Source organism: Bacillus niameyensis, from assembly GCF_001375535.1.
Taxonomy (GTDB): domain Bacteria; phylum Bacillota; class Bacilli; order Bacillales; family Bacillaceae_C; genus Lederbergia; species Lederbergia niameyensis.
The window spans coordinates 65,784-85,197 of record NZ_LN831197.1 but is presented as its reverse complement, the minus strand read 5'-3'; the positions used below and the strand labels follow the sequence as shown (position 1 = coordinate 85,197).

Sequence of the window (19,414 nt, the reverse complement as noted above, 5' to 3'; positions counted from 1 at the left end):
CCCCCTTTTGCTGTAAAATATAATGACCTTCCTAATCTATATTTGGTTTCCATCGCAATTTATCTATCTCCTGATCAGCTGAACGGGCAACGGCAATTCCATAAATAAGTACAGTAACAATTACTAGAAAAGCAAAGGCCACTGCAATTGGAGAAAGTAAGGCTGTGCTATCAATATAAATAATTTGAAAAGAAATCATAGCCATTATCCCAACAGCACCACTGACACATGCAAGAGACATAGGTAAAAGAAAGGTCAACCATACTTGCCTTTGCATGGATTTTTTCATTTGATCTCGTTTTGCTCCTAACTTGGAGAGTGTTAAATAGCGCGCGCCAGTTTGCTTCATCTGTGTTAAAAATTGTAAGGCTAATACCGTACAGGCCAAAATTAAGAATAAGAATCCCATATATAGTTCCGTATAACTTCCAGCAACAAGATAGAAAAGTTTGCGTCCAAAGTTTTCTAAATAACTTTCAAACCCAAAGCCAGAGGATTTTAATATTTCTCTAGCTTTCATCATTGGTTTCATTAAACCTTGTTGCTCTTGCAATTTTTGCGGGATACGAAAATTCCAATAAGACATGTACGTTTCCGTATTAATTAATGGTTTAAACATATGATCAGGAACAATAAAAGCTGAATGAATTCGTATGGAACGATCAGCTACTAACCCCCTCATTGGAATAGACGGGCGAATAAATACTGCCTGATCGTTAATACTCATCAAACTTTTACCTTCTTTTGCAGCCTTATTAAGAATATGATCAAGGACAGGCAGACTTCCTAGATCAGTCATAGGCACAAAATCTGGATTAAAGTATAAAGCAATTTCATTTGATTGAAGATTCAGTGGTTTTTCTCCAATCGCTTCTAAAAGTCCATTATACGATGATTCCGGAATAAGATATGGAGATGTTGCATCAATCTCTAACACTCCAAATAAATTCAGCGCTTCAGGATTTTCCGCACTAATATTGTACCCCTGCATCTCTCCAGATAAAATTTGTTCTTTTACCTGATCTGGTAGAGCCATCATAATTTGCTCTCTTAGCTCAGACCATTCAACTAATGACAAAAACTGGCTCACGTCCTGATATTGCATTTTCCCCATTTCTAATAGGTTTAGGTCACTTACATAGGGTGTCATTTTTTCTGAAGATAGAAATTGCTCAATCTTTTGACGATCTCCGACAACAGTGAAATCGTACACTGAGGAAGACCTATGAAACACTCTATCTGAACTTAAAAAGGTAGATGCTCCACTTGCTATTAGTATAATGGCCAACGTCATCAGAATCGATGTTACTGCCACTGATGTAGATCGATTCGCTATGTTTTCTTGAAACTGCCTTAATGTAAAAGTGTGCAGCCCTTTAGTTGATCGATCTTTAAACAAGCTTACCAATAAACCTAGTAATTTTCCAAATCCCCTCATAAATAGGATTGTTCCTAAACATCCGAGAGCCAGCGCCACAAACAGAAGCATTCCTGCAAAATCCATAAAACGATATAAAACTATCCAATAAGCAACTGCTAATAAGAGAGAGCCTATTAATATATGGAATATATTCCCTTTGAAATCACCCATATCTAGTTTCTTATCCATTTGCTCGTAAAGTAATGGATGTACCTCTTGATTAAATAACGTTCTGCCAAGAATAGCTAGTGCTATAAACTGAATACATAAAAAGCCAATGGTAGTAAAAATAACCGCTCCTATTGAAAAACTCATCTGGTGACCGATAATTCCTTGACCAACTAATCTAGAAACCGTCAGACTAATGATTTCTGCTAAAAATGCACCAATTAAAATACCTCCGATGAGTGCCAAAACAGAGGAAATGAGTCCCTCTGCTAAAAGCTGTAGAATGAGGCGTTCCTTGCGCATTCCTAACAAGAGATAGAGCCCAAACTCTTTGCTTCTTCGAGTTAATTGGTAACGATTTGCAAATAAAATTAAGAAAAACAATAACAATAACGCAAAACCATATACAATGGGCATTTGAGCTAAGAGACTATCGATTGCATCACTTTCAAATTCCTTCAAAAATATAATTACATCTTGTCTGCCTAGTGAAAGAATAATATAAAAAGATGCAATCGCCGTTACAAGTGTTGCAAAATAGATGACATTTTCCTTACGACTTCGCCTTGCGTTGCGGTAAATCAGCTTAGAGAACATTAGCACTTCCTCCCCCAAGCTGGGCCATTAATTGCAGGATTCTATCATAAAATTGTTCGCGTGATTCATCATGTTTGCGGCGCAGTTCATGAAAAATAACACCATCTTGGATAAAAAGGATTCTTGAACAAAAACTTGTAGCATTGGGATCATGGCTAACCATTAAAATCGTTCTTCCACTTTCCCGATTCATACGTTTCAATTTGTTCATTAAGTTTCTTGCAGAACGTGTGTCTAAGGCTCCTGTCGGTTCATCTGCTAGAACAATATCTGGCTCAGAAATCAAACTACGGGCAGCTGCTACCCGTTGCTTTTGTCCCCCAGACATTTGTGATGGAAATTTATTAAGAATATCTTCAATTTCAAAAAAATGGGCTAATTCATCCAATTTAGCACGTGCTTTTGCAAAATCCATCCCATGAATAGAAAGAGGTAATAGAATATTTTCTTGTCCCGTTAAATTATCTAATAATGCAAAGTCTTGAAATAAATAACCAATCCGTCGCCCCCGGTATTCCGCTAAATCCTTACTACCAAAAGCGCTAATGTTTTTCCCATTTAACAGTACACGTCCTGATGTTGGTTGTATAATTGTAGCAATACAGTTTAATAATGTCGTTTTACCTGAGCCACTTGGACCCATTATACCTAAGAATTCCCCTGAAAGAACTTCGAAACTAATCCCTTGTATTGCTTTCGTTAGATTATTATTCTTGCCGTAGTTTTTTTGTAAGTCTTGAACCTCTAGTAATTTCTCTTGACCAACCATGTATAACTCTCCTTTCATTTTTTTCAATTTCGGTCAAATTGAGTTATACATATTATAACTAGTATAAAAGGCTAAAAATACTTACAGATGATGTAAGGTAAAATGGCTAATCACCACGCACATATGAGGAGCTCAAACGGACTATTGAAGCTTATATCGAGTACTACAACAACAAACGGATAAAACAGAAATTGGCTGGCATGAGCCCGGTTCAATACCGTCTTTACACCAGCCAGTTAGCTGCATAATATAAAACTCTAACTTTTAGGGGTCACATCAATCTGTGCAATACAGAGGTTGTTTTTTGATCAAATTTTATTATTGACTCAGGAAATTTTCAGTATAGTAAGGTTGCGACTCTTTGTTAAAATCAACACCAACACCAAGCGCTTCATATTCTGGGAGTAATATATTTTTTCGATGACCTGGAGAATTCATTAAGCCTTCATGGGCAAAAATGCTGCTGAATTGACCCATGGCAATATTCTCACCAGCCATGCTGTACACGATATCATCTTCTGCCATACGATCAAAAGGTGATTTCCCCTCTAAATTCGTATGATTGAAATAATAGTTTTCAGCCATGTCAGTACTATGACTGCGTGCTGTTTCTTTAACTGCCTCATCAAATGTAAGTGCTGGAAGATCGTTCTTCACTCTCGCAGCATTAGTTAAATCAAACAGTTGATATTCAAAACCTTCTTTTAACTCTTTGCTTGGCTTTCCGTAAATTTCCTCTTTCATTTTTTCGAGATTATCATTAACAATGAGGATGGCTGTCACCGAATTACCTTCTTCAATATCATAAAAAATCGTTACATAATTATCGTCAATTTGAAAAAAATCATACTCTTCCTCAGAATTAATTTGATAAGATACCCACCCTTTTCGAATATATTCGAGTGGATCATAGTTCATTGCCAAGACTGATTCTCGCGTTGTTCCAAGCTCTATTCCTACACTTGAAGATAATAAATCTTGATTCGTGTACAAACCGACGACAAGGTCTTGTTTATCATAAGCAACCATGAAAAAATTATGATAGCTTTCATGATAAGCGACCCAGTCTACCCCATATTCATTCATGGAAGAACGCTTTGGTTGTCCTACTATTTTTTCAACGTAAGAACGTGCATCACCTATTTCGATGTTATGCACAGAAAACGTTTGATCTGTTGGAATATCAAGCTGAGGTTTTTCCACAATTGGCTGATTCGATTTCGGTTCATTTTTATCTAATAACTGTTCGATTTCTGTTTTTACGAAATCCACAGTATTTTTAAAAAGGGGATTTGCTTTTATCAAATTAATATCGGATTGAATTTCATCAAAAACTCCTTGGAAACCTGTCGTTTTTAATGTCTCACCGTAAAAGTGCCAAAACCCTAATGCAATGAGCAATAAAAGAATCACATTTCTTAATTTCGGCAAACTGATACTCCTGTCTACTTTAAATTTATATATATATATTTTAACAATCTTTTTCAAGGAGAACAATGAAAGGGCAAAGAAAGAACCGTCATACAATAAGGAAGTTGACGGTTCTTTCTTTTTTATCTAACGGAAGATGGAAATATCGAATCAAACATCAAGCGTTATCTTTTTTTCCAACCTCGACACTAGTTGATAGTCAGGCTCCATTTTCCACGCTTCATATGGTATAAAATATTTCGCCTTCATCGCATCCAGTGTACGCGATCTTTGTTGGGGTCGAGTTATGTACTCACCAATATTTAATTCATCGATTTTAATATAGCGTGCTTCCAAAATTTCTTCTGGTTGAATGTTGATTTCTCCACTAACATATTCTGCACGAAAAACTACACCTATTGTAGCTTTTGTCGTATTGGAGTAAATTCCCGTAATTCCAATTGGCCGAATCACAATTCCTGTTTCTTCTAAAAATTCCCTGCAAACAGCCTCGTCCAACGGCTCTCCTACTTCTACATTTCCACCTGGCATTTCCCAAGTGTCTTTTCGCCAATGAGTTCGGAGTAAAAGCACCTCACCCTCTTCATTCTGAAGAAAAGCCGATACGCTAATTGTTTGCTTTGGTGGTTCATAGCTCATATGTACATCCCCCTTATTTTCTTTTCCCGATAATCCCCATGAGCAAAAATCCCGCACCAACGCCAATTAATGCTCCAGCTGGAATTTGATCAAATAAAAAACCTAGACCTACACCAAGTAAGATACAGCAAATAAAGTGAAACTTCAATCAGTGGGGGTTTTCTTCATCCCCCACTGATTGTTAGAGGAACAAAGGCTAAATTCGCAACATCCTGTTGCAACGCCTTTGTGACCCGCGTCCTGCGGGCCCGAACCAATCGGGCTTTTACTGGCTGTTGATCCCCCACTTACAATTCTTGTATTCTCCTCGAATTCTTGAAGTGGGGGGTCTAACAGCCAGTTAATGCGGGATAAATACGACACCGCCACGTTCATAATTCATTCAGCCTGCCTCCTTTATCTTACTAACTTTCTAATCCTTTGGTAAAATTACTCACTAACTTTGTTACATCCTATTTGTAAGAAATCCCTTCATTTTAAAGTGATTGACCAGCTCTTGAAGCTGTTCCTGTCCTTTTTTGACCCACTCCTTAATTTCTTCTGAATCATCACCCCCTACGATTTCCTTAATCCAATAAAGAAAGCTCCCTACTTTATAGTAGATTCTTGCACATAGATGGGAACGGGCAAAATCATCCCATCGAATCGAAGCATTTGAATGTTCATTCCAAGCATCTACATAGGCTTTTAATGCGATATCAATATCACTTTGCCGGTAAGGGATGGATGTATATTCCTCACCAAAATGCTCAACTACCATAATCATTGGCCTAATAGAACAGTACTCAAAATCAATGAAATTAACCTTGTCCTTTCGATCCAACAAAACATTATGTAATGATATATCCCCAGGATCCAATGTAAGTGGGAATTTTTCTATATGTTGGATAATAATGTGTTGGAAGGATACGATTTGTTGAAGCAGGGTGACCAAGGAATTTCCAAACATGTGCTTCAAACTTTCGCTATGTTTGTTTAGTAAAATTTCTAAACTAGATATATCATATAACTCGGTCTTAGGAATGTTAGATAATACTTCAATTTGTTTTGACCACTCCGCCGTCCATTTTCCAAGCGCTGTGAATACTATTTCATTATGATTCTTATTCTCAAATTCCGGATGTATCCCTTCTATCCATTCAAGGGCTAAGAAATATTCATTATTTTCCACTTCTTTTGCCTTGATGACTGCAGGTACTTGGTGTTGGTTCCCATTTAATACACTTTCATACACTATTATTTCATTCCGCAAGCCGTCGTCATCACCATACTTTATAAAAACTTTTCGGTTATTTATCTTTATCATCTCAATGAATCTATCACTTTTTGAATCATCAATTATTTCTCGTTTGCTTATGTCTCCATTCAATAATTGCTCTAGCCGCTCTGTCGTCCATTTTTCCATTACTTCACACCCTCGTAACCTTACAATTCCAAGGTCAATATTTGTAGGCCATCTTCATCTATTCCATTTTCTATAAATCCCACGTGTTTGAAACAGGCGAGGCTTGCTAGGTTATCGATTTCAACGTAAACAACCAGTTTCTGAACCCGTACCATCTCTGGCCTTTGAAGTAATGTATTCAACATTTTCTTTCCAAATCCTTTGTTTCTTAAGCGCGGGTTTGTTAATAATGAAATCGAAGCCGAAAAATCTGTGTACATTTCCATATCAATTTGACCTATCGGCACTTCCCCTTCATACACAAGCCATGCCCAATAATAGGGGCTTTCCTGTACATAGCGAAACCATTGATTCAAAGGCAGTGTACCACTTAATCTGTTCAACACTTCTTCATCTTGAAACCATTCTTATCTTGAAACCATTCTTCCAAGATATCAATATTGCCCTCATCTAGATCACGGAAATCTAACATTCATTTTCCTCCACTCTCAAACTAGTATTCACGCATACCACTGTGCTTGAAGACGATACATATGGGCATAATGACCATTTTCCTGTATCAATTGCTCATGGCTTCCTTGTTCTACAATTCCACCATCATGTAAAACAATAATTCGATCGACTAACTTGCAGATTCCGAGACGATGAGAAATAAAGATCGTCGTTTTATCTTTCGCAATATCCCGAAATTGTTTATAAATCTCCACTTCTGCTTGCGGATCCAAAGCAGAAGTTGGTTCATCAAGAATCAATAAGTCGGCATCCCGGATATAAGCTCTGGCAATCGCCACCTTCTGCCATTGTCCTTGAGAAAGTTCCTGACCACCAAACTCTTTGCCAAGAAGTGTCTCATATCCATTCGACAATTCCTGAATCATCTCATCTGCTCCCGCTGCAATCGCCGCCCTTGTGATTTGTTCGGCATCTCCTATTTTTTCAATTTGGCCAATCGCAATATTGTCTTTTACTGTCATATGATATTTATGGAAGTCCTGAAAAATGGCCGTACATCTTTTTCTCCAAGTGGATAAATTGATCTTCTCTAAATCGCTTCCTTCGACTAAAATCCTTCCATCTGTGGGTTTGTACAATCCCATCAATAATTTAATCAGTGTTGTTTTTCCTGAACCATTTTGACCGACAAGTGCTATTCTTTCACCAGGATAAACATGCAAATTAATATTTTTAAAGACTTGCTCCTTTGTCCCTGGATAAACGAAACTCATATTTTCACATGCAATCCCTTGTTTTAAAGGCTCCTTCAATAATAAAGCCCCTTCACTTTGTTCCTCGGGTAATTCCAGATAATCGAAGAAATCTTTTATATAGCGAAGATCATTATTAATCAATGCTATCGACCAGAATAAATTTCCCAATGCTTCTTGAAATTGGAGAACAGCATTAATAAAAGCCGCATATTGCCCAACCGATAATAATCCTAAAGTAGCAATATACACTACACCGGTTAAAACAATAGAAAACGTTAATGTATTACCACTAGAACTGACCCATTCAAGCCGACTTTCTCTTCGTGCCAAATGGATGCGTTCATCCATTAATTTTATATTAAGCGCTTTCCATTTACCTCTAAGATGATCGCCTAATCCAAATAGACGGATTTCTCTTGCCGATTCACGAGTACTCATCAATCGCTCAAAATATCCCAACTTCCGCATTTCTGTTGTCTGTTTTCGATCAAGAATATACTGTTCCGTGAATAGTCGAATCCGGACAAGAGTGAAAATGGTGCTCCCAATAAAGAGAATGAGGGGAATACTCCAGTGAATGAAAAATAAAAAGATTAATAATGAAACAATTGTGATGAAATCACTGATGCTTTGAAAGATAAAAGCCATCGTTGAAAACAGTCTTGACTCTAGACCTCTATTTGCTCGTTGCAGCTGATCATAAAGCTCTGGATTTTCAAATTGAGCCAATGATAATTGATGGGTTTTCTTAATAATCAATCGTTGAATATCCGCCTTCATTCGCTCCTGCATATGGTCCCTTATCATTCCCCCAAAAATATTACCGACAAACTGTAAAATCAGTGCAAAGATAAAGAGCAACACCCATAAAATGAGTTGCATCGGGAATCCAGGGCTAGCGTGACCTCCCAGTTGTGTAATCGCATTCACCAATTGTTGCAAAGCAAAAACTGATAAAAGTGGGATCATCCCCATACAAATGGTCACGAACATAATAATCAGTACTTCTTTTGGAGCAGTTGATAGTAAAAGTTTAAATAATTTAAACAAATACTTCCAGCGATTCATTAAATCTTTCCAATAAATTGATTTCTTTTGTTGTTCTTCTGTTTGTGTCATGATTTGTCTCCTCTCCATACGCCTGAAACGAAAAACATGAGCATTTACCCTAAAAAACTTTCCTCCTGCTGATACCATTCCGCTTGTTGGTGATAAACTTTAGAATAGGAGCCATTCTGTGCCAATAATTCCTCATGTGTTCCTATTTCAACAAGCTCCCCTGCTTGTAAATAGATGATCTTATCAGCAAGTCTTGCAGAGCCTAGACGATGGGAGATGAGCATTGACGTTTTCCCATCGGAAACCTCACTGAATTGTCGATATACTTCATATTCCGATTGGGCGTCTAGTGCCGCGGTTGGTTCGTCCAACACTAAAAGATCCGCTTCTTTAAAATAAGCTCTGGCAATGGCCACCTTTTGCCATTCCCCACCAGATAAATCTTTGGAATTTTCATATTCTCTTCCTAATAATGTCTGATAGCCATGAGGCAGGTTATGTAGCACTTCATCTACCCCACTCTTTTCGGCAGATTGCCGTAATCTCTCCAAGTTGTTTTTTTCAAATATATCACCATATACAATATTTTCTTCAACACTTAATTGATACTTAACAAAATTTTGAAATACAGCTGCAGCTTTCCTCCTCCATGAATGTGGATTTATCGTTTTTAAATCAATTCCATCAATTAATATTCTGCCTTCTGTTGGTTCATATAGCCCTAAAAGCAATAAAGCCAATGTACTTTTCCCAGCTCCATTTTCACCTACAACCGCTAACTTCTCACCGGGCCGAATCTGAAAACTAATATTTTGCAAAGAAGGTTTTGCACTTCCTGGATAAGTAAAATCAACGTTTTCAAAAACAATACCTTGTTGAATTTTTTGAGGAGCTGCCACGCCTTTCTGTAACTCTTCTTCCCCCGATTGCAAAAATTGAGGGACATGTTGAAATTGAAAATAGAAATCAGACAGCATTTCACTATAATAAGCAATTAGCCTAATAGCATCCTGATAACGATTCAACATGTATAAAAACGCAACAAGCGCTCCAACTGTGATCACGCCCGACGCACCTGTGTAAACGATTCCAATAATCATTGTTATTAATGTAAGCATCATGAGGATGGTACTTTTCGCACTCGTAAAAGCTAAGTTTTTCCGAGCCATATGTAACTCACCAATAATCTGGTCACTAAGTTTCTTCCAGTTTTTCAGAAAAAAGGGACCCAGTTCAAATAATCGCAATTCTGCTGCAGTAGAGCGTGATGTCGATATATTCAACCAATACTGAAGTTGTCGTTTCAATGGTGATTGTCGATAGTTAATACGGACGAATTCCTGACTCGTTTTTATATTGACGATGATCAATGGGATAGACGCTGCCAATAGAAATAGAGCTAAAAGGAGTCCGCCTTGTGAAATTGCAGTGATGATGACAATCAGTTCAAATATATTCCCGATCATGAAGCCAACACTTTCAATAGCATAGGTTAATTGAGCATTTGTTGATCTCTTCGCATTTTCCAATCGATTGTAGTAATCTTCTGTTTCAAAGGAACGTAAATCTAATTTTACTGCTTTTTCATAAATGTCGTTTTTCAAAATGCTAGAAGTCTTTTCTTGTAATTGCTTTGAGATATACGGTTGGATTGCATTTACTGTATTTTTGATTAACATAGCTCCAATAAAAAGGAGAACCCATGGTAGCAAAGTCAGCATCATTCGCTTGAAATCATGCTGGATGGAGCCTTGTTCAATCAACAGATTAATCAAACTTGTCATTGCCCATAATTCAATAGCAAGGGTCAAGCCACCGAATATATTTAAAGTGAATAGTAACACTGTCCAAGTCCTAGATGCTTGCCAAAGTACAAGTTTAAGATAATTCGCTACTTCTATGAACTCCCTAAATTGACTCCGCAATTCTCGAATTTTATAAAGCCGTTTTTTCAATAACTGTCCCTCCTTGTTTTCATTTACATCTCTAACAATTATTATTTTATTAGAAGTTACAGTGCGAAGACGTTTACAATCTATTAAGACACAAAGTATATGTTTTGGAAAGGGAAAGAATTATTATAAGTATTATTTTTTGAAGTAATTAGAATAAAAAAACCTACCATACATGCGATTATTACGCAATATGGATAGGTTCTTGTTATTTATGCACTTTGCTTTGCTGCAACAATGTTTTCCTTCTTTTTCCTTTTCGGCAACATATGAAAGATAATATTAAGCACAATGGCTGTAACACTGCCTGCAACGATACCGTTACTTGTTAAAATTTGTAGACCTGAGGGCAAGGCTGCAAATAAATTAGGTGCAACCGTAACACCAAGTCCAAGACCGACAGAACATGCGATGATCATCGAGTTTTCCTGCGATTCAGATATAACCTTACTTAACATTTTAATTCCTTGGGCAACAACCATTCCGAACATCGCCATCATTGCTCCTCCTAAGACAGAGGTCGGGATGATCGTTGTCATTGCCGCAATTTTAGGTAAAAAGCCAAGTGCGATTAACATTGAACCCGTAATCAAAATCACTTTTCGGGAGCGGACGCCTGACATTTGAATGAGACCGACATTTTGTGAAAACGTTGTGTACGGGAAGGCATTAAAAAGACCGCCAATAACGGAAGCTAGCCCCTCTGCACGGTAGCCTCTCGCTAAGTCTTCTTCCTTAATTTTTTTCTCACATATATCACTTAGTGCGTAATAGACACCCGTTGATTCTACTAATGAAACCATCCCAACTAATGTCATCGTGAGAATAGCTGACCATTCAAATGTTGGATAACCAAAATAAAAAGGTTGGACGATTTGAGCCATTGCTGCATCCTGTACTGGCATAAAATCAACTTTTCCCATAATAATGGCTGCTATTGTTCCAACACCAAGCCCGAGCAAAATGGAGATCGCCCGAATAAAACCTGTAGAAAAACGATAGATTAAAATAATCGTAAGCAAAGTTCCAAACGCTAATGCAATATTAGCCAATGATCCGAAGTCATTAGCATCTTGTCCTCCGCCCATATTGTTGATTGCTACAGGAATAAGAGTGATACCAATTATTGTGACCACACAACCTGTTACGAGCGGTGGAAAGAATTTAACTAATTTACCGAAAAAGCCGCTAATCAACATGATAATTAGACCGGAAGCAATGATGGAACCATAAATGGCAGAAATCCCAAAATCCTCGCCAATTTTCATAATTGGACCAACTGCTGTAAATGTACACCCTAGCACTACCGGGAGACCAATACCTGCAAATCGATTGCTTGTAATTTGCAAAAGTGTCGCAACTCCACACATCATAATATCAATCGAGACGAGATACGTTAATTGTTTATGATCAAAACCTAAAGAATTTCCAATAATTAACGGTACTAGAATGGCACCTGCATACATGGCCAAGAGATGCTGAATTCCCAAAGTAGTAGATTTAAGTGCATTTTTCATTAGTTGGAATTCTCCTCCGCAAATTCGACTTGTCCATTTTGTAAGGAATCAATAATAGCTAGTGATTCAACCTGGATTCCGCGATCACGAATTAATTGACCACCCGTTTGAAAACCCTTTTCAATAACAATTCCAACCCCTGCAAGGTTCGCCTCTGCCTGCTCAATCATATCAAGCAAACCAAGAACAGCTTGTCCATTTGCCAAAAAGTCATCAATGATCAAGACGACATCATCTTGTTGAATAAAATCGCCTGAAATTGATATTTCATTCGTTTCCTTTTTTGTAAAGGAATGAACTTTAGCAGTATAAAGATTTTCTGATAGTGTTAATGACTTTCTCTTCCTTGCAAATACAACGGGGACATTCAGCAAAAGTCCTGCCATCGTTGCTGGAGCAATGCCAGATGATTCAATCGTAATAATTTTTGTCACTCCAGCATTCTGAAAACGTGAAGCAAATTCCTCGCCAATTTCCTTCATCAGTTGTGGATCGATTTGGTGATTTAAGAAAGAATCCACTTTTAACACCGTATCTGATAATACTTTTCCTTCAGCAACAATTTTATCCTTTAATGTTTTCACAATGATGTCCCCTTTCAACTGTCTGGATATTAATACGAAAAACTCGCAGACTATGCCCCTAATAAAAAGTAGGGCAGCAAAGTCTCCGAGTCTATGTCTCAAGAATTAGAAAAGACAATAAGATATTATAACCTTATTTATCTAATCACTTGCCACCCATAGTCGATTTGTTTACGGCAAATCGGTAGAAACTTGCAGGCCCTATTCCTGCGATTATATGAGTGAGTGCTATTGAATTGTAGAATATTGCTATTATATCACTTTCTTATAAAGATTCAATGTTTTTTCAAAATGAAAATAGTGTATATTTTTGGTTTCAAAATAATTAGACGTTGTAGAGGATTATCTTTTTTCCCCAGACACAATATGCCAATGCAAATGTTTCGAATCTTGGTATGCACCTAAATTAGTGATAACACGGCAAGCACCATATTCAGATTCTGTTTTCGTAGCCACTTTTCGGACTACTGTCATAAGTTCTATAAAAAGCTCCATATCGTCATCTTGTAACGTTGTCAGTAATGGGATATGTTTCTTCGGTATCACGACAATATGTACCTTATAGAAAGGCCGCGTATGATAATAGGCCAATACATTTTCAGTTTCATAGACTTTATCAACTTCAGTTTTACCACTTAATACTTCATCACAGTAAAGTGAAACTTCAATCAGTGGGGGTTTTTTCCATCCTCCACTGATTGTTAGTTGAACCAATCGGGCTTTTACTGGCTGTTGATCCCCCACTTACAACTCTTGGATTCTCCTAGAATTCTTGAAGTGGGGGTCTTACAGCCAGTTAATGCGGGATAAAAATCTGATGTCATTTAATTCTTCTCCCTTCTATTAAGATAAAAAAAGCATGTAGATTTCTTTGTTCTCGAACCTTTCAAATCCGCTAGATTCATATAACTTTCTTGCTTGGATATTGTTAGTTCCTGTATTCAATTGGAGTCGATTTGCGTTATTTCTTTTAGTAATGACTATCGATTCTTCTATAAGCGCGGAGGCAGCCCCTTTTCTTCTAAACTCTTCTAAAACAAACAGATCTTGAATTCTCAAAAAAGGTTGACCTTTTGTCGTTGAAAATCCCCAATTTAACGCGATAAATCCCACATATTCACCATCTATTTTTGCTAATAAAAATTGGGCATGTTCAAATTTGAGTAAGCGCTCGATTTTGTTCTTACACTCATCCTTATGTATCGAGCCCAAGCTGACTGAGTATGAACCTCCCACGACTGAAGTCGCAGGTTTCAGGGTTGGTGCTAATGCACATTGACCGCTAGGGGCTGGGTACACACAACCGCTATCCCGTTGGCAAATGCCTTTGGGACTACTTTTCTTAGTATATTCGCCGAGCCATTTACATCGGCGTTGATTAAAATTCCCTTTTTTGAACGGTACATCCCCCTCGAGATTCGCTTACCGCTAAAGATGCCATCACTTTTTTCCCCCGATTTGTAGGTTGGGATCGGATCCTCATCTAAAAAGCTTGCTCGAGATGTATAGCTTTCTTCTGTTTCAATGACGGCAATGCCTTCGGTATTTGCTTTGTACCGAATCATTGAAACCAACATCGAGTGCGGGATTTGAACAAAATTTTGATTGCTTTTTGAGCCTAAAGCGACTTTCTGTTTCCAATCCATATTTTTACCGATAATTATGGTATCGATGTGATGTTCTTTTGCTACTTTCACAATGTTAAAACTCACTTTATGAAAGAAATCTTTGATTTGATTATGACGCTTGCTGTCTAACTTGCTTAATCTTTTTGAATATCTTTGACCCTCTTTTGAACTCCTGCCGTTTCGTAATGCAGCATAATAATAACTTTTTAATTTATTGTACCAACGATTAACGGATTTAATTTTGCCGCTTTTAAAAAGAATAGGAGTCACTTCAACGTTCGATACCAATGTGGCTATATTTTCCACACCCAAATCAATGCTTAAAATGCGTTTCTTTTTAGGATTAATTTCAACTTTTTTACCCAGGAAAAAAATGACCTCTACTGTGAAGGTATCATATTTCGGGATAATCCTTACTTGTTGGAACTTACCCGAAACATTTGCCAACTTGCCAATATTTAACTTCCCCCTTGTTTTAGGGAATCTTAAATATTTTTCACTTTTAAATTGACAGATTTGGTTCGATAAAACCACTTCTTTTTGGCTGCCTTTCGGTAGATACCCAGGAATGTTAGGTCGGCCTTTATATTTCTGGGGGTTTTCGTTATAACCTTTTAGGCTTTTAAAAAAGGAATCCCAATTTTGAACAACATTTTTGATGACTTGTTGATTAATTTGTCCAGGTAAAGAATAATAGTCTTTTTGTTTAATGGTTTTAAACAAAGCATCTAAGAAGTTGTAACCGACAAATGCTTTTTCTTTAGTTGGCAGTGTAAATAGTTTTAACTCTTTTTGATTTTCCTTTCCTTTTAACTTCTGCAGCTTTTTGTAATAGGCCATGGTCTTTTTCTCGTTCATTTTATCGATGTTACGATAAATGGTTTCTAACACTTCTTTCTGCAATGGTTGCAGTGGTTTATCACTTTGCAAAGCAGTGTAAACCTGCCTAATATAGAAGTTTGTTGCATTGTATAAGTTGTTGCCGTTTGCACATAATTCTTCAAAATAGGAAAATAGACGATGGCCTTTTTTTACATCCATTTGATAGGTACGATATTCCTTTCCTCCATCTCGTTCCATGTTATCACCTCGTTTCCATACTATTATTTTACTATGCGGAACATATGTTTGCAATCTATTACATGCCAATTTGTAACAAAAATAAGCCGATTCATCCCACGACTGAAGTCACGGGTGTTCTCGGCTTAATCATAAATAACGAGAAAGTAAGAAGCTTGCCTCATCAACTGTTTTTTGTGACAATGATACGATTGCCACTTGTTCGGATTTCATAAATTACCTCCAACTAAAAAACTAACCTCGACTATTGTTCGGATTTTTAAACAGATAACGAATACCCTTTCCTGCCATTGGCTCATCCGCATATCTTGGCAAAATGTGAAAATGGGCATGGAATATATGCTGCCCTGCAGTCTCACCGCAGTTCCACCCTAAGTTATACCCGCTTGGCTGATAGTTACGATCTATGTAGGATTTTACTTCTTGAAGTAGCTTGTATGTGGAATTCCATTCTTCCTCCGTTAAATCAAAAACCGTTTCCCGATGGTGTCTTGGAACAATAACACCTGCTCCTGATAGCTGATTACCTTTTTCTCGAGCTTCATCTAATTGTAAAAACAGACAATATTCATTGCTAAATAACATTTTTTGCTTAGCGTCTAGTTCAGGCTCACAAAAAACACATTCTTTAATCATACGGACCACCTTTAACTTCGTATCCTTTCAATAACTTTGCCACTTCATCATGGCCTTTTTCCTTAGCAAGTTGTAACGCTGTTTTACCTTCTAAATCTAGTAAATTTACTTCTGCCCCATGATTGATTAACATTTCAATAATTGTTCGATTATCTTCATGAAATGCTGCCGTATGAAGGCAAATATGGCCGTTACTATCTAAAATATTTGGATCAGCACCATGATTTAGGAGCAATTGAATAACTTGGAGATTTCGAGCTCCAGCAATTGCTGCGTGTAGTGCTGTGTTGGATGGAATGAAATCGATTTTAGAATGAGAGATTTCATTAACGCTCGCACCATAATCTAATAACGCTTGCACAGCATCCTTGTGGCCAAAATGGGCCGCATATCCCAAAGGAGTTAATCCATCATCATTTTCCGTATTAGACAAGGTTTTATTGGTTTTTAGTAAAGTCTTTAGTTTCATTACATCATTTGACTGAGCTGCTTGAAATACATCATGAACTTCGTCGGATAAAGTCACTTTTTTTACCTCCATAAAAAAATCTAATTATTCCTATAATATATCAAAATGACGAAATTATCTATATTTATCAAAAAGTCGATTAAAGGATTGTGGACTGTGAATCTTTCGACTTTCGCGGATAATCTTTTGATTTTTGGAATTATTTTTTAAGCTTGGATTTTATCTTTCGAACTAGAGAAAGGATTTCGCGACTTTAGCTCGTAATTTTTTAATTGCGATTTTCGACCAACTGATTGGGGTTGACCTTAGTTCGAAACAGCTTACGAGATTGTGGACTGTGATTCTTTCGACTTTCGACGATAATCTTTTGATTTAAGCGAATAATCTTTTAACTTTTGGAATTATTTTTTAAGCTTGGATTTTATCTTTCGAACTAGAGAAGGGATTTCGCGACTTTAGCTCATAATTTTTTAATTGCGATTTTCGAACTGTCAACCAGGTACGAAATTATAGAGGATTCTTTTAGTCCCCATCATACTAAATAGATAAAAAGCAATCGTGAAGCCACAGTGCGAGGCTTCACGATTGCTATTAGTACATAGGGCCGATATTAACTATCCTCATTCATTTATAAAATATGAACTTCTTCTTTTAAAGCTGCTAAAAATGTTTCAAACGAAATCGTTTCTGATTTCTTCTCACCATATTTCCGGACATTAACAGCTTCCTCTTTAATTTCATTCTCGCCTACGACAAGCATATAAGGGATTTTCTGCATTTGAGCTTCTCTAATTTTATAACCCATTTTTTCATCGCGCTTGTCAAGTTCGACACGGAAGCCTGCTCTCTTCAACTCATCCACAACTTTTTTAGCATAATCAAAATGAGCGTCTGTAGACACCGGGATGACTGTTGCTTGGACTGGTGCCAGCCATGTTGGGAATGCGCCTTTGTACTCTTCAATTAAGAAAGCAACGAAACGTTCCATCGTCGAAACGACACCACGGTGAATAACGACTGGACGATGCTGCTGACCATCTTCCCCTACATAAGTGAGATCAAATTTTTCTGGTAACAAGAAGTCAAGTTGTACAGTAGAAAGAGTTTCTTCTTTTCCAAGTGCTGTTTTGACTTGAACGTCTAGTTTTGGACCATAAAATGCCGCTTCACCATCAGCTTCGTAATAATCAAAACCAAGATCATCCATCGCTTCTTTTAACATTGACTGAGCCTTGTTCCACATTTCATCATCATCAAAATATTTCTCGGTATCTTCCGGGTCACGATAAGATAGACGGAAGGAATAATCACTAATATTAAAATCTTTATATACTTCCACGATTAGCTGAACAACTCGTGAAAACTCATCTTTAATTTGGTCAGGACGGACAAAAACGTGTGCATCATTTAAAGTCATACCACGGACACGTTGTAAACCAGAAAGAGCTCCGGACATTTCGTAACGGTGCATCGTACCAAGTTCGGCAATGCGAATCGGTAATTCGCGATAGCTATGAATATCATTTTTATACACCATCATATGATGCGGGCAGTTCATAGGACGAAGAACGAGTTGTTCATTATCCATGTCCATAATTGGGAACATGTCATCTTGATAATGGTCTAAGTGTCCACTTGTTTTATATAATTCTACGCTCCCGAGAACAGGTGTATAAACATGATCATAACCTAGTGCTACTTCTTTATCGACGATATATCGTTCAATCGTCCTGCGGATTGTCGCACCCTTTGGTAACCAAAGAGGGAGACCTTGACCGACTTTTTGTGAATTAGTAAAAAGACCTAGTTCTTTTCCTATTTTACGGTGGTCACGTTCCTTTGCTTCTTCACGCATTTTCAAATAAGCTTTAAGATCTTCCTTTTTGAAGAAGGCTGTTCCATAAACACGTTGGAGCATTTTATTATCGCTATTACCGCGCCAATAAGCACCGGCAATACTTAGAAGTTGAAACTCCTTTATTTTACCAGTCGATGGGACATGGACTCCTCGGCAAAGATCAATAAAGTCACCTTGCTCATAAACTGTGACAAGCTCGTCCTCTGGAATGGCATCAATTAGTTCTTGCTTATACTCATCATGGGCAAAAATTTGCTTTGCTTCGGAACGAGTAACTTCTCTCCGTATGACTTCAATATTTTCACTAATAATTTTTTTCATTTCTTTTTCGATAACAGGCAGATCTTCTGGAGTAATGGCATGTTCCATATCCATATCATAATAGAAACCATTTTCAATAACAGGACCGACGCCAAATTTTGCATCTGGGAAAATTCTTTTTACAGCTTGAGCCATTAAATGAGCACTGCTATGACGTAATATTTCAAGAGCATCATCACTATCTGGAGTAATAATTTCTATTGCTCCATCTTGTTCAAGCGGCGTTTTCATATCAATGAGCTTTCCGTTTATTTTGCCGGCAAGAGCCTTTTTTCTAAGGCCTGGGCTAATGGAAGCTGCAATTTCTTCGGTTGTAGTTTGTTTAGGGAACTCTTTTACAGAGCCATCTGGAAATGTTATGTTTAATTGATCCGGCATTTGACTGCACTCCTTTTCATTCATAATAGGACAAAATAAAAAACCCGTCTCCTGGAAAGGGACGAGTTTATACACGTGGTTCCACCCTGGTTCTCATATACATGAAACATTCATTGTATACGACTTGGATTAAGTTAACGGTTTTTATCCGTCAATCATTACTTTTACTTCATAATTTCATGATTGATGTTCAAAGGTGGTAAGCATCCAGTTCGTATTGGGAAGTTCTCAGCTATTCTTCCCTCTCTGTGAATCGTAACGGAACACTCTTGTCCTTCTCATTACATTGTCCTCG

17 protein-coding genes, 1 pseudogene, 1 riboswitch and 1 other annotated feature are annotated in these 19,414 nt (G+C 37.4%); of the genes and pseudogenes, 1 reads left to right on the top strand and 17 read right to left on the bottom strand.

Annotated features, from left to right (window positions below):
• Window positions 1–31: 31 nt before the first annotated feature.
• Together BN1243_RS00450 and BN1243_RS00445 are read right to left on the bottom strand one after the other, a co-directional pair.
• Window positions 32–2,185, bottom strand: a complete 2,154-nt coding sequence (locus tag BN1243_RS00450; protein ID WP_062104334.1) for an ABC transporter permease — start codon at window positions 2,183–2,185, stop codon at window positions 32–34.
• Window positions 2,175–2,954, bottom strand: a complete 780-nt coding sequence (locus BN1243_RS00445) for an ABC transporter ATP-binding protein (protein ID WP_062104333.1) — start codon at window positions 2,952–2,954, stop codon at window positions 2,175–2,177. Before BN1243_RS00445 ends, BN1243_RS00450 begins: the two co-directional genes overlap by 11 nt.
• A 116-nt stretch (window positions 2,955–3,070) precedes the next feature.
• On the opposite strand from BN1243_RS00445, the pseudogene BN1243_RS21445 reads away from it, so the two are divergent.
• Window positions 3,071–3,202, top strand: a pseudogene (locus BN1243_RS21445) (IS3 family transposase); the annotation flags it as partial.
• A 70-nt stretch (window positions 3,203–3,272) separates the two neighbouring features.
• On the opposite strand, the gene BN1243_RS00440 reads toward BN1243_RS21445, so the two are convergent.
• The 15 genes from BN1243_RS00440 to thrS form a co-directional block, all read right to left on the bottom strand.
• Window positions 3,273–4,385: a CAP domain-containing protein gene (locus BN1243_RS00440; protein ID WP_062104332.1), complete on the bottom strand. Its 1,113-nt coding sequence runs from the start codon at window positions 4,383–4,385 to the stop codon at window positions 3,273–3,275.
• A 150-nt stretch (window positions 4,386–4,535) separates the two neighbouring features.
• Window positions 4,536–5,024, bottom strand: a complete 489-nt coding sequence (locus BN1243_RS00435; RefSeq protein WP_062104331.1) for an NUDIX hydrolase — start codon at window positions 5,022–5,024, stop codon at window positions 4,536–4,538.
• Between the two features lie 13 nt (window positions 5,025–5,037).
• Window positions 5,038–5,172 (bottom strand): hypothetical protein, encoded by a 135-nt coding sequence (locus tag BN1243_RS22820; RefSeq protein ID WP_268258059.1) that lies wholly within the window; start codon window positions 5,170–5,172, stop codon window positions 5,038–5,040.
• A 297-nt stretch (window positions 5,173–5,469) separates the two neighbouring features.
• On the bottom strand, window positions 5,470–6,429 hold the full coding sequence (locus BN1243_RS00425; protein WP_062104329.1) for a hypothetical protein: 960 nt from the start codon (window positions 6,427–6,429) through the stop codon (window positions 5,470–5,472).
• Between the two features lie 20 nt (window positions 6,430–6,449).
• Entirely contained in the window at window positions 6,450–6,812 is a 363-nt protein-coding gene (locus tag BN1243_RS00420; RefSeq protein WP_062104328.1) for a GNAT family N-acetyltransferase, read from the bottom strand.
• 117 nt (window positions 6,813–6,929) lie between these two features.
• Entirely contained in the window at window positions 6,930–8,756 is a 1,827-nt protein-coding gene (locus BN1243_RS21925) for an ABC transporter ATP-binding protein (protein ID WP_062104327.1), read from the bottom strand.
• 44 nt (window positions 8,757–8,800) lie between these two features.
• The gene (locus BN1243_RS00410; protein ID WP_062104326.1) at window positions 8,801–10,651 is read right to left on the bottom strand and encodes an ABC transporter ATP-binding protein; all 1,851 of its coding nucleotides are present in this window, start codon (window positions 10,649–10,651) and stop codon (window positions 8,801–8,803) included.
• 209 nt (window positions 10,652–10,860) lie between these two features.
• On the bottom strand, window positions 10,861–12,165 hold the full coding sequence (locus BN1243_RS00405; RefSeq protein WP_062104325.1) for a nucleobase:cation symporter-2 family protein: 1,305 nt from the start codon (window positions 12,163–12,165) through the stop codon (window positions 10,861–10,863).
• Window positions 12,165–12,749, bottom strand: a complete 585-nt coding sequence (locus tag BN1243_RS00400) for a xanthine phosphoribosyltransferase (RefSeq protein ID WP_062104324.1) — start codon at window positions 12,747–12,749, stop codon at window positions 12,165–12,167. Before BN1243_RS00400 ends, BN1243_RS00405 begins: the two co-directional genes overlap by 1 nt.
• 139 nt (window positions 12,750–12,888) lie before the next feature.
• Window positions 12,889–12,990: riboswitch (purine riboswitch) on the bottom strand.
• Between the two features lie 101 nt (window positions 12,991–13,091).
• Window positions 13,092–13,418: an HIT domain-containing protein gene (locus tag BN1243_RS00395; protein ID WP_062110239.1), complete on the bottom strand. Its 327-nt coding sequence runs from the start codon at window positions 13,416–13,418 to the stop codon at window positions 13,092–13,094.
• 174 nt (window positions 13,419–13,592) lie between these two features.
• Window positions 13,593–13,961 (bottom strand): GNAT family N-acetyltransferase, encoded by a 369-nt coding sequence (locus BN1243_RS00390; RefSeq protein ID WP_062104323.1) that lies wholly within the window; start codon window positions 13,959–13,961, stop codon window positions 13,593–13,595.
• Window positions 13,962–14,014: 53 nt separating this feature from the next.
• On the bottom strand, window positions 14,015–15,457 hold the full coding sequence (locus BN1243_RS00385) for an RNA-guided endonuclease InsQ/TnpB family protein (RefSeq protein ID WP_062104322.1): 1,443 nt from the start codon (window positions 15,455–15,457) through the stop codon (window positions 14,015–14,017).
• Between the two features lie 234 nt (window positions 15,458–15,691).
• Window positions 15,692–16,093 (bottom strand): HIT family protein, encoded by a 402-nt coding sequence (locus BN1243_RS00380; RefSeq protein ID WP_195892055.1) that lies wholly within the window; start codon window positions 16,091–16,093, stop codon window positions 15,692–15,694.
• Window positions 16,086–16,619, bottom strand: coding sequence for an ankyrin repeat domain-containing protein (locus BN1243_RS00375; protein WP_154669777.1), 534 nt, complete (start codon window positions 16,617–16,619; stop codon window positions 16,086–16,088). Before BN1243_RS00375 ends, BN1243_RS00380 begins: the two co-directional genes overlap by 8 nt.
• A gap of 571 nt (window positions 16,620–17,190) precedes the next feature.
• Window positions 17,191–19,119 (bottom strand): threonine--tRNA ligase, encoded by a 1,929-nt coding sequence (gene thrS / locus BN1243_RS00370; RefSeq protein WP_062104320.1) that lies wholly within the window; start codon window positions 19,117–19,119, stop codon window positions 17,191–17,193.
• Window positions 19,120–19,173: 54 nt separating this feature from the next.
• Window positions 19,174–19,410, bottom strand: a binding site (T-box leader).
• Between the last annotated feature and the right edge of the window lie 4 nt (window positions 19,411–19,414).

Coding starts and splice junctions, on each gene's coding strand:
- BN1243_RS00450 (WP_062104334.1), bottom strand. CDS start 2,185: ATGTTCTCTAAGCTGATTTACCGCAACGCAAGGCGAAGTCGTAAGGAA.
- BN1243_RS00445 (WP_062104333.1), bottom strand. CDS start 2,954: ATGGTTGGTCAAGAGAAATTACTAGAGGTTCAAGACTTACAAAAAAAC.
- BN1243_RS00435 (WP_062104331.1), bottom strand. CDS start 5,024: ATGAGCTATGAACCACCAAAGCAAACAATTAGCGTATCGGCTTTTCTT.
- BN1243_RS00425 (WP_062104329.1), bottom strand. CDS start 6,429: ATGGAAAAATGGACGACAGAGCGGCTAGAGCAATTATTGAATGGAGAC.
- BN1243_RS21925 (WP_062104327.1), bottom strand. CDS start 8,756: ATGACACAAACAGAAGAACAACAAAAGAAATCAATTTATTGGAAAGAT.
- BN1243_RS00405 (WP_062104325.1), bottom strand. CDS start 12,165: ATGAAAAATGCACTTAAATCTACTACTTTGGGAATTCAGCATCTCTTG.
- BN1243_RS00385 (WP_062104322.1), bottom strand. CDS start 15,457: ATGGAACGAGATGGAGGAAAGGAATATCGTACCTATCAAATGGATGTA.
- BN1243_RS00380 (WP_195892055.1), bottom strand. CDS start 16,093: ATGATTAAAGAATGTGTTTTTTGTGAGCCTGAACTAGACGCTAAGCAA.
- thrS (WP_062104320.1), bottom strand. CDS start 19,119: ATGCCGGATCAATTAAACATAACATTTCCAGATGGCTCTGTAAAAGAG.